The sequence below is a fragment of the Bifidobacterium primatium genome (assembly GCF_002802875.1).
Taxonomy (GTDB): Bacteria; Actinomycetota; Actinomycetes; order Actinomycetales; family Bifidobacteriaceae; genus Galliscardovia; species Galliscardovia primatium.
The window spans coordinates 134,436-148,513 of record NZ_PEBI01000001.1 but is presented as its reverse complement, the minus strand read 5'-3'; the positions used below and the strand labels follow the sequence as shown (position 1 = coordinate 148,513).

Genomic DNA, 14,078 nt, shown 5'->3' with positions numbered 1-14,078 from the left:
TTTGTGGGTCCAGACTATTCAATAACCGTGGGCCAATCCGTTCATTAAGGGGTTTGTGGGTCTACTGCATACATAGGGACGTCGAAAAGGACTTTCTCATGTATGCAATAGACCCACTTTGTGTTTTCCGCGATTGGATGGACCCACAAACCTTGCCGTGCAGGACGTATGACGTCAACGGGCGCGCCGGCGAGACGACCGCTGCAACGAACAAGACGGAGCACACGACCGGATGAACCGACATACGCCCCGTCCTATTCAGGATTCATTCGCCGGAGCCTGCGTATTCGGCGGAGCCGACGAACCCGTCATGACCCGGACTCGTCGGCTCCGACGGGAGGAATCAGCGTCAGGCGGTGAAGTACTCGACGCCGGCCTCGAAGATCGGCTGGTACTTGTCGCCGGGCACGTTCACGTAGAGGCCGTTGCCGCTACGCTCCGAATGGCCCATCTTGCCGAACACGCGGCCATCGGGGCTGGTGATGCCTTCGATGGCGAGTAACGAACCGTTCGGGTTGACGTTGAGATCCATGCTCGGCACGCCGGCCTCGTCCACGTACTGCGTGGCGATCTGGCCGTTGGACTTGAGCTGGGCGAGCACGTCGTCGTTGGCGACGAAACGGCCCTCGCCGTGGGAGATGGCGACCGTGTGCACGTCGCCGACCTCGGTCTTCGCCAGCCACGGGGAGAGGTTCGATGCCACGCGGGTGCGCACCAGACGGCTCTGGTGACGGCCGATGGTGTTGAACGTCAGCGTCGGGCATTCAGCGGTCATCGGCACGATGTCGCCGAACGGCACCAGACCCAGCTTGATGAGTGCCTGGAAGCCGTTGCAGATGCCGAGCATCAGACCGTCGCGGTTCTGCAGCAGGTCACGCACGGCCTCGGTGACGGCCGGGGCGCGGAAGAACGCGGTGATGAACTTGGCGGAGCCGTCGGGCTCGTCGCCGCCGGAGAAGCCGCCGGGGATCATCACGATCTGGCTGCGCCTGATCTCGTCGACCAGGGCCTGCGTGGACTCGGCCACGGCCTCGGGCGTGAGGTTGTTGACAATCAGCGTGGTGGCGTCGGCGCCGGCGCGCTCGAACGCGGCGGCCGTATCGTACTCGCAGTTGTTGCCGGGGAACACCGGGATGACCACATGCGGCTTCGCCACGGAAGCGCCCGTGTACACGGTCTTCTTCGGGGCGGTGAAGCTCACCGTCTCGACGGCCTCGCCCTTGCCGCGGTAGGGGAACACATCCTCGATGCCATGCTCCCAGGCCTCCTGCACGTCGGCCAGGTCGAGCGTCTCGCCGCAGGCCGCGAACTCGTAGGCCTCGGTGGTCTCGCCGATCTTGCCCATGCACACCAGGTTGGAGACGGCCGGCAGCTTGCCCTGGTCGGCCAGCTCCACGATGAAGCTGCCGTACGCGGGGGCGAACAGGTCGTCGAGGGCGATGGCGTCGTCGAGCTTCACGCCGATGCGGTTGCCCAGCGTGTCCTTGAACAGCGTCTCGGCAGTGCAGCCGTAGCCCGGCGTGGAGACCGCGGCCACCTGACCGTCGTCGACGAGGTTCTCGATGACGGACAGCACCTCGATGAGGCTCTCCGGCTCCGGGGTCAGGCCGTCGGCCTTGTAGCGCGGGGCGATGCGAACCACGTCGTGGCCGGCCTTCTTGAACTCCGGGGAGGTGGCGCGGCCCATCGGGCCCACGGCCACGGCGAAGCTCACCAGCGTAGGCGGCACGTCGAGGTCCTCGAAGCTGCCGGACATGGAGTCCTTGCCACCGATGGCGCCGACGCCGAGGTCGACCTGCGCCATGAGCGCGCCGAGCACGGCCGCGAGCGGCTTGCCCCAGCGCTTCGGGTCCTCACGCAGCTTCTCGAAGTACTCCTGGAACGTCAGGTAGGCGTCCTCGCGGCGGAAGCCCGCGGCGACCAACTTGGAGATGGATTCGACCACCGACAGGTAGGCGCCGGTGAACTGGTTGGCCGACATGATGTACGGGTTGAAGCCCCAGGCCATCGCGGAGGCGGTGGTGGTCTCGCCGAACACCGGGAACTTGGCGACCATGGCCTGCGACGGGGTCAGCTGCTCCTTGCCGCCGAACGGCATGAGCACGGTGGCTGCGCCGATGGTGGAGTCGAAGCGCTCGGACAGGCCCTTGTTGGAGGCCACGTTGATGTCGGTGACCAGCTCGTGCATACGCTCGGACAGCGTGGCGCCCTTCCACGGGGTCTCGTAGGTGCCGCCCTGCTCCACATGCGCGTCCATGTACTTCGGGGCGCCGTTGGAGTTGAGGAAGGCACGGCTCAGGCTCACGATGGTGTCGCCGTTCCACGTCATGACCATGCGCGGATCCTCGGTGACGGTGGCGATGACCGTGGCCTCGAGGTTCTCCTCGCGGGCGTATCCGAGAAACTCGTCCACATCCTCGGCGGCCACGTCGACGGCCATGCGCTCCTGCGATTCGGAGATGGCCAGCTCGGTGCCGTCAAGGCCCTCGTACTTCTTGGTGACCTTGTCGAGGTCGATGGTCAGGCCGTCGGCGATCTCGCCGGTGGCCACGGAGACGCCGCCTGCGCCGAAGTCGTTGCAGCGCTTGATGAGACGGCAGGCGTCGCCGCGGCGGAACAGACGCTGCAGCTTGCGCTCGATGGGGGCGTTGCCCTTCTGCACCTCGGCGCCGCACTCCTCGAGGGAGTCGATGTCGAGCTGCTTGGAGGAGCCGGTGGCGCCGCCGATGCCGTCACGACCGGTGCGGCCGCCCAGCAGGATGATCTTGTCGCCGGGGGCCGGGGTCTCGCGACGCACATGATCGGCCGGGGTGGCACCCACCACGGCGCCGATCTCCATGCGCTTGGCCACGTATCCCGGATGGTACAGCTCGTCGACCTGGCCGGTGGCGAGGCCGATCTGGTTGCCGTAGGAGCTGTAGCCGGCGGCGGCCGTGGTCACGAGCTTGCGCTGCGGCAGCTTGCCCTCAAGCGTCTCGGAGACCGGCACGGTCGGATCGGCGGCGCCGGTGACACGCATGGCCTGGTACACGTAGGAACGGCCCGACAGGGGGTCTCGGATGCAGCCGCCGATGCAGGTGGCCGCGCCACCGAACGGCTCGATCTCGGTGGGGTGGTTGTGCGTCTCGTTCTTGAACAGGAACAGCCAGTCCTCGTCCTCGCCGTTCACATCGACCTTCACCTTCACGGTGCAGGCGTTGATCTCCTCGGACTCGTCGAGGTTCTTCAGCACGCCGTGCGCCTTGAGGTACTTGGCACCGATGGTGCCCATGTCCATGAGGCACACGGGCTTCTCGTCACGGCCGAGCTCGTGGCGGATGGCGAGGTACTTGTCGAACGCGGCCTTGACCACGTCGTCGTCGATCTCGACGTTCGTCAGCTGGGTGCCGAACGTGGTGTGTCGGCAGTGGTCCGACCAGTAGGTGTCGATGACCTTGATCTCGGTGATCGTCGGGTTGCGCCGCTCCTTGGCGAAGTACTCCTGGCACACCTTGATGTCGGCGAGGTCCATGGCCAGACCGCGGTCCTCGATGAACCTGGCGAGACCTGCCTCGTCCAGGTCGAGGAAGCCGTCGATGACCTCCACCTTGCCCGGCGTGGCGACCTCCATCTTCAGGGTGTCGCGCGTGTCGAGCGAGGCCTCGCGGGCCTCCACCGGGTTGATGACGTAGTGCTTGATGGTGGCGATGTCGTCGTCGGAGAGTTCGCCCTCGAGCACGTACACCTTGGCGCTGCGCACGTCGGGACGCTCGCCCTGGCTGATCAGCTGGATGCATTCGCTCGCCGAATCGGCGCGCTGGTCGAACTGGCCGGGCAGGAACTCCACGGCGAACACGACGGCGTCGCCGGTCTCGGGAAGCTCGTCGGTGGCCACGTCGGTCTGCGGCTCGCTGAACACGGTGGGCACGCACTGGCGGAACAGCTCCTCGCTGATGCCCTCCACGTCATAGCGGTTGATGACGCGCAGACCCTTGAGGCCCTCGACGCCCAGAATGGTGCGCAGCTCGTTGTTCAGCTGCTGCGCCTCGACGTCGAAGCCGGGCTTCTTCTCAACATAGATGCGAAAAACCACTGCAGTTTTCCTTTCTTGATTCGTACGGCCCCGTCGGGTCGGGAGCACCGACGAAAAACAACCAAGGGGAGGGACGCCGTTCACGCGTTCACCTCCCCTTGGCCGTTTCGCCGCCGACTCCCCTCCGGGAGGGGAGTCATGGCCGTGGCCATGCTCAACGCTCCGGGGAGCCGTAACAACGATTACTTGACTTCGATGCCTTCGGACTTGGCCAGCTCGGCCAGACGGGACTCGATCTCCTCGTAGGCGGGGATGATCGATCCGAGGCCGCGACGGAACAGGTCCTTGTCGAGGTGCTCGACCTTGCCGGAATGGTCCTTCTGGTCCCACAGGCGGCAGGAGTCCGGGGTGATCTCGTCGGCCAGCAGCAGCTTGCCGTCGTCGGTGCGGCCCATCTCGATCTTGAAGTCCACGAGCTTGACGTCGATCTTCGCGAAGATCTCGATGAGGGCCTCGTTGATGCGGCGGGCCAGCGGCGCGATCTCGGCCAGGTCCTCGCGGGTGCACACGCCCAGGGCCACCAGGTCGTCATCGTTGACGAACGGGTCGTGCAGGTCGTCGTTCTTGAGGAAGTACTCGAGCACCGGCTCCTTGAGCGGCAGGCCCTCCTCGACGCCGAGACGCGAGCAGAAGTGGCCGGCGGCGGTGTTGCGCAGCACGATCTCCAGCGGGAACATGTTCACCTTGCGCACCAGCTGGGCGGTGTCGTTCACACGCTCGATGAGATGGCTGTCGATGCCGCGCTTCCTGAGCAGGTCGAAGATGATGGTGGTGATGAGGTTGTTCAGACGCCCCTTGCCGGTGAAGTCCTCCTTCTTCTCGCCATCGCCGGCCGTTGCCGTGTTCTTGTACTCGACCCAGAAGACCTCCGGATCGTCGGTTGCGTACAGCTGCTTGGCCTTGCCCTCGTAGAGCTTTTCCAGTTTCTCCATCATTACCTTTCTCACAACGTGATTTCACAGCGTTATCGGAGTGGAAATTCGGGGTGAATAATCGAGCCTAGGATATCAAGCGCCAGCTACAAAACACAACGCGCCCGGACGTATGGAAACGTCCGGGCGCGATGTGGTCCGGATACGGGAATTCGTGCCGGAATCCGGTCGGCCGGCAAGGCTCGGTTATCGATGGTCGGCCGTCAGCCGCGCTCGACGACCGTGGCCGTCAGTCGTCGCGCGACTTCGGCGGCCTTGCGACGGGCCTCCTCCTCGGTGGGGGCGGCCGCAAGGGCCACGGCCATGCGACGATGGCCGTTCACGCCGGGCTTGCCGAAGACACGCACGTCCGTATCAGGCTGCGACAATGCCTCGGCAAGATGATGGAACGTCACCTCGCCCTTGCCTGAGACGACGATCGCGTGGCTGGCCGAGACCATATGCGGATCGCGCAACGCGACCGACCGCTCGGAGACCGGAACGCCGAGCACGGCGCGCGCGTGCAGCGCGAACTCGCTGAGATGCTGCGAGATCATCGTGACCATGCCCGTGTCGTGCGGACGGGGGGAGACCTCGTTGAACAGCACGCGTCCGTCCTTGAGCACGAACAGCTCCACGCCGTACACGCCCCAGCCGGTCTCGCCGTGGCTGCGGGCGAGGTCCACCAGGCCGGAGACCATCGTCGTGGCGATCTCGGCGGCCTGACGGCGCACATCGTCGGTGATTGATGCGCACTGCCACGACTCGCGGTAGTCGCCGTCCTCCTGGCGCTGGCCGATCGGGTCGCAGGTGACGATGCCGGACGACGAGCTCACCGTCAGCACCGTCAGCTCGTAGTCCATCGGCACGAACGCCTCGACGACCACTCGGCTGACCTTGTGCTCCTTGGCGGTGCGGCCCTCGTTCTGCGCGATGTCCCATGCGTGCGCCACATCATCGGCGCCGCGCATCACCGACTGGCCATGGCCGGAGGAGCTCATCACCGGCTTGACCACGCAGGGGAAGCCCACGGCCGCCGCACCCTCGGCCAGCTCCTCCTCGGATTCGGCGAAACGATACGGCGACGTCGGCAGGCCGAGATCCTCGGCGGCCAGACGGCGCAGGCGCTCGCGGTCCATGCAGATCTGCGCGATCTGGCAGCTCGGCACCACCTGCACGCCGGCCTCGGCGGCCTTCGACAGCTCGGCGGTGGCGATGGCCTCCACCTCGGGGATGATGATGTCGGGCTTCACGTCGGCGATCAGGGCGTTGAGCTCGTCGGCCTTGGCCATGTCGAGCACGCGGGCCTCGTTCGCCACGTACTGGGCCGGGGCGCCCTCATAGGAATCGGCCGCGCAGACCCACACGCCCAGGCGCATGAGCTCGATGGCGATCTCCTTGCCCAGCTCGCCGGAGCCAAGCAGCAGCGCGCAGGTGCGATTGCCGCGCAGGTCGCCGAGCGGACGGTCCGGCACCTCGGACGGATTGGAGGAATTGACTGTGGGATTCTCAGACTTGCTCATGCCCTTTATTGTGGCATCAGCGCTACCCGTCAAGGCCGCGCTTGTGGAAATGACCGTGGAAACGCTTGTGCGGCTTGGTTTTCGACGATGTCGGAGGACGTCGGGCACCTTCGCGACACGCCGATGTGACAAGCGCTGAAAATCGTGTATAGTATTCACCTGTTGCGCTCGTTCAGTCCGCTGAACGGAGACGACATGGTGGCTATAGCTCAGTTGGTAGAGCATCTGATTGTGGTTCAGAAGGTCGCGTGTTCGAGCCACGTTAGCCACCCCGAAGTCAAGGGCTTCTCCGAAAGGAGAGGCCCTTTTTCGTTATGTACCCACTGAATAGGTGTCGTCCTCCCCTCAGTCAGCTTCGCTGACAGCTCCCCTCCAGAGGGGAGCCAGAGCTGAGCAGGCGCACGCGGAAGGCTCCCCCCGGGAGGGGAGCCGAGGATTTTGGCCCAGAACCCAAGATTTTTCCGGCTCCCCTCGGGAGGGGAGCTGTCGCCGCAGGCGACTGAGGGGAGGGCGACACCCACTCAGCCGCAACCCCTTACCAGCCGATGCGGGGGACGGCGTAGACGACCGAGGCGAACACCATCAGACTCGTCGCGCATTCGACCAGTCCCGTCACCATCGGGCCGATGGTCCTGTTGCGTGCCAGCAGCGGCAACACCACCGAACGCGCCAGCAGCGCCGCGCCGCTCGCGCCCAGTGTCGGCTGCGCCGCGAAACCCAGGCAGGTGAGCACTACGTTCCATATAACCGAGGCGTTCAGATACGACGACCTGCCGCGTTCGCGGATCATCGTCTTGACGAACAATACGGACCCGAACTGCGTGAACGCGAAGATCGCCGCCGCGTAGCAGCCCTCGCGGGAAAGCGGCACATGCATGCCGAGCACATCGAATCCGACCGCCGTGCCGCCGGGCGTCGGATGCTCGCCGAACAGCGGCATCACCGTAGCCATCGTCGCCGTGGCGAGCACTGCAGCCGCATTCGCCCACAGCGACCGCTCCCTGCGGCTCCACGATGCCATCAGCGAAACGATCAGCAGCACGCCGAACACCGGGGCCCATGTGAGCACTTCGGGATGAAGTAGCACGAACGGCACGCCGACGGCGGCGGTCGATGCGCCATAGACGAGCACCGGCTTGCGATACCGCTTCCGGAACCGTGATTTGAGCCATCGCGCGGCCGAGAACTGTAGGAAATAACACAGCAGCCATGCGGCGAGCAGCCACAGCTGCGTCGGCGTGGCGCCGCTGAGCGTCATGCCCGCCATCGCCGGCAGCAGCACCATCGCCCAGGCTCCGTGCTGATCGGGAATCCACCGGCGCAGCGCACGGCTGGCGATCGGCATGGTCGTGGTCGCGGAACGTCCGTTGGGAGAGTATCCGTTGGGGGAGTATTGAGTCATAACGGACCATCGTACGGCACCTCGTTCACGTTCCGTTCGGCGAATGTTCTCATCATGCCCCCATGCGCGTCGGAAGCGTGTGGGAACATGAAGACGTCTAATGGATTCCGCGGGGTCCCCACGTGGTCGTGGGGCGCCGCGGAATGAAGGGAAAGGAATGCCATGGCATTCATCGGTTTCGGAACGATGTTCCTGTTCATATTGCTGGTGCTCATCATTGTGCTGCTGTTCATGAGCCTGTATATCGTGCCGCAGCAGAACGCCTACGTGATCGAGCGACTGGGCAAGTTCCACGCCGTCACCGTGGCCGGCCTGCACATGAAGATACCGTTCATCGACCGCATCGCGCAGAAGATGAACCTGCGGGTCAGCCAACTGGACGTGAAGCTCGAGACCAAGACGCTCGACAACGTGTTCGTCACCGTGGTGGCATCCACCCAGTTCCGCGTCGACGCCCGTCACGTGGACGTCGCCTACTACGAACTGCAGAACCCCGCGGCGCAGCTGCGCAGCTACATGGAGGACGCGCTGCGTTCCGCCATCCCGGCCCTGACGCTCGACGACGCGTTCGCCCGCAAGGACAACGTGGCACTCGACGTGCAGCAGACCGTCGGCAACGAGATGCAGCGGTTCGGCTTCAACGTGGTCAAGACGCTGATCACCGCCATCGACCCCTCCGGCCAGGTCAAGCAGGCCATGGACTCCATCAACGCCGCCCAACGCGAGAAGGAGGCCACGCGTCAGCGCGCCGAGGCCCAGCGCATCGCCATCGAGACGCAGGCGCAGGCCGACGCCGAGAAGACCCGCCTCCAGGGCGAGGGCCAGGCGAACTACCGTCGTGAGATCGCCAACGGCATCGTCGACCAGATCAAGAGCCTGCACGCCGTCGGCATGGACATCGACGAGGTCAACCAGATCGTGATGTTCAACCAGTACCTCGACGTCATGCGCTCGATGAGCGAGTCGAAGAACGCCAAGACGGTCGTGCTGCCCGCCTCGACGCCCTCCGGATTCAGGAACATGTACGACGAGGTGACCAACGCGCTGCTGACCGGCCAGACGGTCTCCGACGCTCCGATCGCCCCGGATCCGAAGATTCGCTGACCGGTCCGTTCGTCCGCGTGGCGTCGGCGTCGACACGCCGCGCGGACGATTCGCCGGCGATGCCGTCATCCCGCCGCCGTTTTCGCACGACGATATCGCCGGCATATCTGTTATTTCGATATGTTGACGAATCCTGAAATGGCAAACGTTTGACGGTTTTTCGCCCTGATACTGTTGGGCACCGTGCAAATAGGGAACCGACATATCCGGCTCGGTGTTCTTGACATCGGGTCCAACACCGTCCACATGCTGATCGTCGACGCCGCACCCGGCGCCCGGCCGGAGCCCGAGGCCTCCAGCCGGTCCGTGGTGCGCATGATGCAGTATCTCAAAGCGGACGGCACCATCAAGAAATCAGGCGTCAAGGCCATCCTCGCCGCCGTCGACCAGGCGATGAAGCTCGCCGAACAGTACGAGGTCTCGCAGGTTGTGCCGATCGCCACATCCGCGTTGAGGGACGCGCCCAACGGGCCGAAGATCCTCGTGCAGATCGAGCAGCGCATCGGCCAGGGGGTCTCCGTGCTCTCCGGACCGGACGAGGCCCGGCTCACCTTCCTCGCCGCCCGACGCTGGTACGGCTGGGGAGCGGGCCGCCTGCTCGTGCTCGACATCGGCGGAGGCTCGCTCGAGGTCGCCACCGGCGTCGACGAGGAGCCCGACAAGGCGATGAGCGTGCCGGCGGGTGCAGGCCGCGTCACCCACGCCTTCCTGCCGGAGGGCACCGCCGACGCCAAGCAGCTGGCCCACCTGCGCAAGAAGGTCGGGCACATCATCGAACCCATCGTCAAGGAGTTCGCCGACTCCAAGCGACCTGACCACGTGGTCGCCACGTCCAAGACCTTCCGTTCGCTCGCGCGCCTCGCCGGCTCGAAGGTGAAGGTCATCGGCGCCGACGAAAGCTGGCGCATGAACCGCGCGCAGCTGGAGGACTGGATTCCCCGCCTCGCGTCCATCGAACCCGAACAGCGTGTGGCGTTGCCGGGCATCACCCCCGAGCGCACGAACCAGATCGTCGGAGGCGCCGTCGTCGCCGATGAGATCATGAAGGCGCTGAAGATCGAGGAGATTGAAATCTGCCCATGGGCATTGCGCGAAGGCGCGATCCTGCGCTGGCTCGACCAGTTCGGCCGTACGCGCTTCGGATTCTGACGTATTCCGGCATGTTGCCAAAACCCAGGCATTGCGGTATAGTGAAATGCTGTTGCCCGGGTAGCTCAGGGGATAGAGCACCGCTCTCCTAAAGCGGGTGTCGTGCGTTCGAATCGCATCTCGGGCACTGGAGAGGTCTTGGAATCGTATGGTTGGCATGCGGTTCCAAGACCTTTTTCATATTGCCCGTATGAATCGGATGGTCAGGTGATGTGGCGATGAGTGACGGAAAACGCATGGCGTCGGGCGGACGTGCCGTCGGCGGGATGATGTGCGGCGTTCTGGCCGCCGTGTTCACCGCGGGCGCGCTCGTGGGCGTCGTCGCCCGACTGCTGCCGATGCGGCTGTCCGCATTGCCGTATGTGCCGAACATCGTCGCCGCGACCCCGTGGTTCGGTCTCGTCGCCGCCGTTGCGCTGCTGTTTGCGGTGCTGGGACGCCGACGGGTCCTGACCGCGCTTGCCGTCGCATGCCTGGTGCTGGTGTCGTATTGGCAGGCGCCGTTCTTCGCGAACTCCGTGCGGGGGGAGTCGTCCTCGTCGCCGTCCGTGTCGTCGGAAGCGCGGCTGCGTGTGATGACCTGCAACGTGTACAAGGGACGCGCCGACGCGGCGCAGATCGTGAAGCTGGTGCGCGAACAGAAGGTGCAGGTGCTTACGCTGCAGGAGACCACGGCGGATTTCGTGAACCGTCTGGACGAGGCCGGCATCGCGAAATACCTGCCATATGCGAAGACCGCCTCCGCGGACGGCGTGTACGGCAACGGCGTATGGTCGGCGAGGCCTCTGGCGAACGCCGTCAGGGATGAGGTGCAGTCCAGCGCCTCCCAGATGCCTGCCGGGACGGTGAGCCTCGGAGGGGGCAAGACGCTTCGATTCGTTTCGGTGCATACGACCGCGCCCGTGGCCGGGTACTGGAACCAGTGGAAGCGCAGCCTCGACGAGCTGGCCGCCATGAAGGACGCCCGCGGCGGCACCTATGTGTTCATGGGTGATTTCAACGCCACGTACGACCATGCGCCGTTTAGGAACATCCTCGGAGACCGGTTCGCCGACGCGGCCCGCTCCGCCGGGCACGGCCTCACCTTCACCTGGCCGGCGGACCGCTCCCCGTTGCCCCGGATGTTCGGAATAGACCATATCGTGATGGACCGTGGGGTCTCCGCCTCCGGTCTGGAGGTCCGCCATATCGAGGGCACCGACCATGCCGCGTTGCTGGCCACCTTGCGTATGGGCGAATGATTCCTGAACAAAATATGGAAACAGCCGAACACGGCTTTACATTTTCCGAACAGAGGACTACACCAGAGATTGGCTGATACCGGATGCCCGGCATCGGTGTGTAATGTCGCTATGAATAGGAGTTCTCATGGACGAGAAGACGCTGGTTGAAAAGCTGAAGAACGTGGTTGTCGTTGACGATGTTCTCGCCGTCGCCAAGGAAGCCGGTCTGGACTGGACGTACGAGCAGGCCGATGAGGCTCTGGGCAAGATCAACGCCACCAAGAACGACATCGCCGAGCTCGGCGGAGACACCCTGGAGAAGGTCGCCAAGGAAGTCTTCGGCATCTGAGATCTCTCGGATTTCCGTCTGTGGGCGATGGGCCGTCGCGTTGCGTACGCGACGGCCTTTTTTGTTGTATTCGGGAGCGGAAATCGACCAGAGGCCGATTCCCGACCTGTAGACGCCAGGGTCGCGCACGGGTACTCAGGACAGATTGTCCTGGGCCGAGCCGTGAAGCGGGCAGTCCGGTGGACTGTCCGTAGGCGAGGGGAGCGGCCGCGAAGGCCGCGCACGGGTACTCAGGACAGATTGTCCTGGGCCGAGCCGTGAAGCGGGCAGTCCGGTGGACTGTCCGTAGGCGAGGGGAGCCGCGCACGGGTACTCAGGACAGATTGTCCTGGGCCGAGCCGTGAAGCGGGCAGTCCGGTGGACTGTCCGTAGGCGAGGGGAGCGGCCGCGAAGGCCGCGCACGGGTACTCAGGACAGATTGTCCTGAGTACCCGCAGTGGCGCCGGCGCTGGCCTGCTCGGCCTGGGCGGCGTCGAGCTGGGAGCGCACGTCGTCGAGCAGCTTCTGCGCGCGGCGGGCCAGCGCCTCGCCGACCTGCCACTGGCGCATCGAGGCGTCGAGGTCAAGTCCGCCGGCCTCCAGCGCCTGTACGGCCTGGATGAGCTGGTCGCGGGCCTGCTCGTAGCTGAGCGACTCGATCTTCTTCAGTTCCTCGTCGCTCAATGCGGGGACGGAGGAGGCGTTTGCGGTGGTGTCGGTCATGACAACTCCTTGATGGATGTTCCTTGTATATATGTGATATCGACTGCTATATGGATCATCGCCGTGCTCGGCGGCCGCTCGTCGCCTATTCGGCGGTCACGCGGATACGACCCCTGCGCAGGGTCACCGACAGCTCGTCGCCGGCCTTGACGGCGTCGGCGTCACCGACGACATGGCCCTGCGGGTCCTGCACCACGGCGTATCCGCGGTCCAGTGTGGACTGCGGGCTCAGCGCCGTGAGCGAGGCATGCAGCTTCTCCACGGTCAGGCTTGCGTCGTCGACGATGCGTCGCAGGCCGATGTCGAGACGCTGGCGGGCGTCGTCGACGAAACGCTGCGGCCGGTCGAGCATGGTCAGCGGCTGCGTGAGGCTCGGCCGGTTCGCATAGCCCTCGATGAGACGCATCTCGTTGTCGACGCGGGAGCGGATGCGGTCGCGGATGCGGCGCCGGGCCTCGTCCACGATCTGCAGCTGCTCGTTCACGTCGGGCACCACGCGCTTGGCGGCGTCGGTCGGCGTGGACGCGCGCATGTCGGCGGCGAGGTCGATGAGCGTCCAGTCGTCCTCATGGCCGATGGCCGAGACGATGGGTGTTGCGCAGGCGGCCGTGGCGCGTACCACGCCCTCGTCGGAGAATCCCATGAGATCCTCGAAGCTGCCGCCTCCTCGCGCCACGATGATCACGTCGACCTCGGGGTCGGCGTCGAGCCGCTGTATGGCGGCGATGACGTCCGGCGGGCAGCTCGGTCCCTGCACATGCGCGTGCAGCACGGTGAACCGGATGGTGGGCCAGCGCAGACGCGCGTTGGTGATCACGTCGCCTTCGGCTCGGGCCTGCGGTGCGCACACCAGGCCGATGCGACGGGGGAACTCGGGGATCGGCACCTTGTTCTCGGCGTCGAAAAGTCCCTCGCCCTTCAGACGCTTGCGCAGCTCCTCGATCTGGGCCATGAGGTCGCCCTTGCCCACGCGGCGGATGTCGTCGCCCATGAAGCTCAGGCGGGTCTGCTTCATCCATACGTCAGGACGGCCGTGCAGGATCACGCGGTCGCCCTGACGGAACTCCCTGGCCATCTGCGCGAACCGGCCGAAGCCGGTGACGTTCAGCGAGATGTCCTCGGTGTTGTCGCGCACCGTAAGATAGGCGGAGCCGGCGCGGCGCGTGTTGATCTCGGATATCTGCCCCTCGATCCACGTGCCCGGCCACTTGGCCACGGCGTCGTGGTATTTGCGGCTCAGCAGGCTGATGGGCCAGGGGTTGTCCGGCGTGGTGTCGCGCGCGAGCCTCGGCAGCGGCTGGGGCTGGGCCGGCCGTCCGGCGTCCGGCGCGGCCGGATCGGGAAAGAGCGTTTGGGTCATGCCCTCAACTTTCGGTCACTGCGGGGACATCCCACGCCGGCGTGACCTTGCTCACAGGCGGTCTGTGAATCATCTCACAGCCTCGTTCGGCGTGCCGGATTTGTCTCCGGCTAACGGCAGAATCGATGGTCGGCCATGACACGCCGTAGGTGAATTTCGGAGGCCCTGATTTTCCGCTTGATAATGCCGAAAGCACTAGATATGCGTTTGCGGTAACAGGTGGCAACTAGATATTGTGGTCGAAGTGCTGTAATGTGCTAAAGGCCGGTGCAGCGGTCCCGGC

10 protein-coding genes and 2 tRNA genes are annotated in these 14,078 nt (G+C 65.1%); 6 read left to right on the top strand and 6 right to left on the bottom strand.

Features of this window, described 5'->3' with window-relative positions; translation table 11 throughout:
- Positions 1–349: 349 nt before the first annotated feature.
- The 3 genes from CS006_RS00585 to purT all read right to left on the bottom strand — a co-directional run bounded on the left by CS006_RS00585 (position 350) and on the right by purT (position 6,506).
- Positions 350–4,072, bottom strand: a complete 3,723-nt coding sequence (locus tag CS006_RS00585; protein ID WP_100509869.1) for a phosphoribosylformylglycinamidine synthase — start codon at positions 4,070–4,072, stop codon at positions 350–352.
- 182 nt (positions 4,073–4,254) lie between these two features.
- Entirely contained in the window at positions 4,255–5,004 is a 750-nt protein-coding gene (purC, locus tag CS006_RS00580; RefSeq protein WP_100510418.1) for a phosphoribosylaminoimidazolesuccinocarboxamide synthase, read from the bottom strand.
- A 203-nt stretch (positions 5,005–5,207) separates the two neighbouring features.
- Entirely contained in the window at positions 5,208–6,506 is a 1,299-nt protein-coding gene (gene purT / locus CS006_RS00575; protein WP_165777166.1) for a formate-dependent phosphoribosylglycinamide formyltransferase, read from the bottom strand.
- 198 nt (positions 6,507–6,704) lie between these two features.
- Here purT and CS006_RS00570 point away from each other — a divergent pair.
- Positions 6,705–6,777, top strand: a tRNA-His gene (locus CS006_RS00570).
- Between the two features lie 264 nt (positions 6,778–7,041).
- Here the strand turns inward: CS006_RS00570 and CS006_RS00565 are convergent.
- Entirely contained in the window at positions 7,042–7,908 is an 867-nt protein-coding gene (locus CS006_RS00565; RefSeq protein ID WP_243386554.1) for a YwiC-like family protein, read from the bottom strand.
- A gap of 162 nt (positions 7,909–8,070) precedes the next feature.
- Between CS006_RS00565 and CS006_RS00560 the strand changes: the two genes are divergently transcribed.
- The 5 genes from CS006_RS00560 (at position 8,071) to CS006_RS00540 (ending at position 11,733) form a co-directional block, all read left to right on the top strand.
- Entirely contained in the window at positions 8,071–9,012 is a 942-nt protein-coding gene (locus tag CS006_RS00560) for an SPFH domain-containing protein (protein ID WP_165777165.1), read from the top strand.
- A gap of 183 nt (positions 9,013–9,195) precedes the next feature.
- The gene (locus CS006_RS00555) at positions 9,196–10,161 is read left to right on the top strand and encodes a Ppx/GppA phosphatase family protein (RefSeq protein ID WP_479855848.1); all 966 of its coding nucleotides are present in this window, start codon (positions 9,196–9,198) and stop codon (positions 10,159–10,161) included.
- Positions 10,162–10,215: 54 nt separating this feature from the next.
- Positions 10,216–10,288: transfer RNA gene (locus CS006_RS00550), tRNA-Arg, on the top strand.
- 142 nt (positions 10,289–10,430) lie between these two features.
- Complete coding sequence (locus tag CS006_RS00545; protein ID WP_165777223.1) at positions 10,431–11,402, top strand: endonuclease/exonuclease/phosphatase family protein; 972 nt, start codon at positions 10,431–10,433, stop codon at positions 11,400–11,402.
- A gap of 127 nt (positions 11,403–11,529) precedes the next feature.
- A complete protein-coding gene (locus CS006_RS00540; RefSeq protein ID WP_093960032.1) occupies positions 11,530–11,733 on the top strand; it encodes a hypothetical protein in 204 nt (67 codons plus the stop codon).
- Positions 11,734–12,141: 408 nt separating this feature from the next.
- Here CS006_RS00540 and CS006_RS00535 read toward each other — a convergent pair whose 3' ends face one another.
- Positions 12,142–12,435 carry an exodeoxyribonuclease VII small subunit gene (locus CS006_RS00535; RefSeq protein ID WP_100509866.1) on the bottom strand — a complete coding sequence of 98 codons (294 nt, stop codon included), beginning with the start codon at positions 12,433–12,435 and terminating at the stop codon, positions 12,142–12,144.
- Positions 12,436–12,520: 85 nt separating this feature from the next.
- Positions 12,521–13,795: an exodeoxyribonuclease VII large subunit gene (gene xseA, locus CS006_RS00530; protein WP_100509865.1), complete on the bottom strand. Its 1,275-nt coding sequence runs from the start codon at positions 13,793–13,795 to the stop codon at positions 12,521–12,523.
- Between the last annotated feature and the right edge of the window lie 283 nt (positions 13,796–14,078).

Bases quoted from the DNA above. Each gene is read 5' to 3' on its own strand.
- purC (WP_100510418.1), bottom strand. From the start codon at position 5,004: ATGGAGAAACTGGAAAAGCTCTACGAGGGCAAGGCCAAGCAGCTGTAC.
- purT (WP_165777166.1), bottom strand. From the start codon at position 6,506: ATGAGCAAGTCTGAGAATCCCACAGTCAATTCCTCCAATCCGTCCGAG.
- CS006_RS00565 (WP_243386554.1), bottom strand. From the start codon at position 7,908: ATGACTCAATACTCCCCCAACGGATACTCTCCCAACGGACGTTCCGCG.
- CS006_RS00560 (WP_165777165.1), top strand. From the start codon at position 8,071: ATGGCATTCATCGGTTTCGGAACGATGTTCCTGTTCATATTGCTGGTG.
- CS006_RS00545 (WP_165777223.1), top strand. From the start codon at position 10,431: ATGTGCGGCGTTCTGGCCGCCGTGTTCACCGCGGGCGCGCTCGTGGGC.
- CS006_RS00540 (WP_093960032.1), top strand. From the start codon at position 11,530: ATGGACGAGAAGACGCTGGTTGAAAAGCTGAAGAACGTGGTTGTCGTT.
- CS006_RS00535 (WP_100509866.1), bottom strand. From the start codon at position 12,435: ATGACCGACACCACCGCAAACGCCTCCTCCGTCCCCGCATTGAGCGAC.
- xseA (WP_100509865.1), bottom strand. From the start codon at position 13,795: ATGACCCAAACGCTCTTTCCCGATCCGGCCGCGCCGGACGCCGGACGG.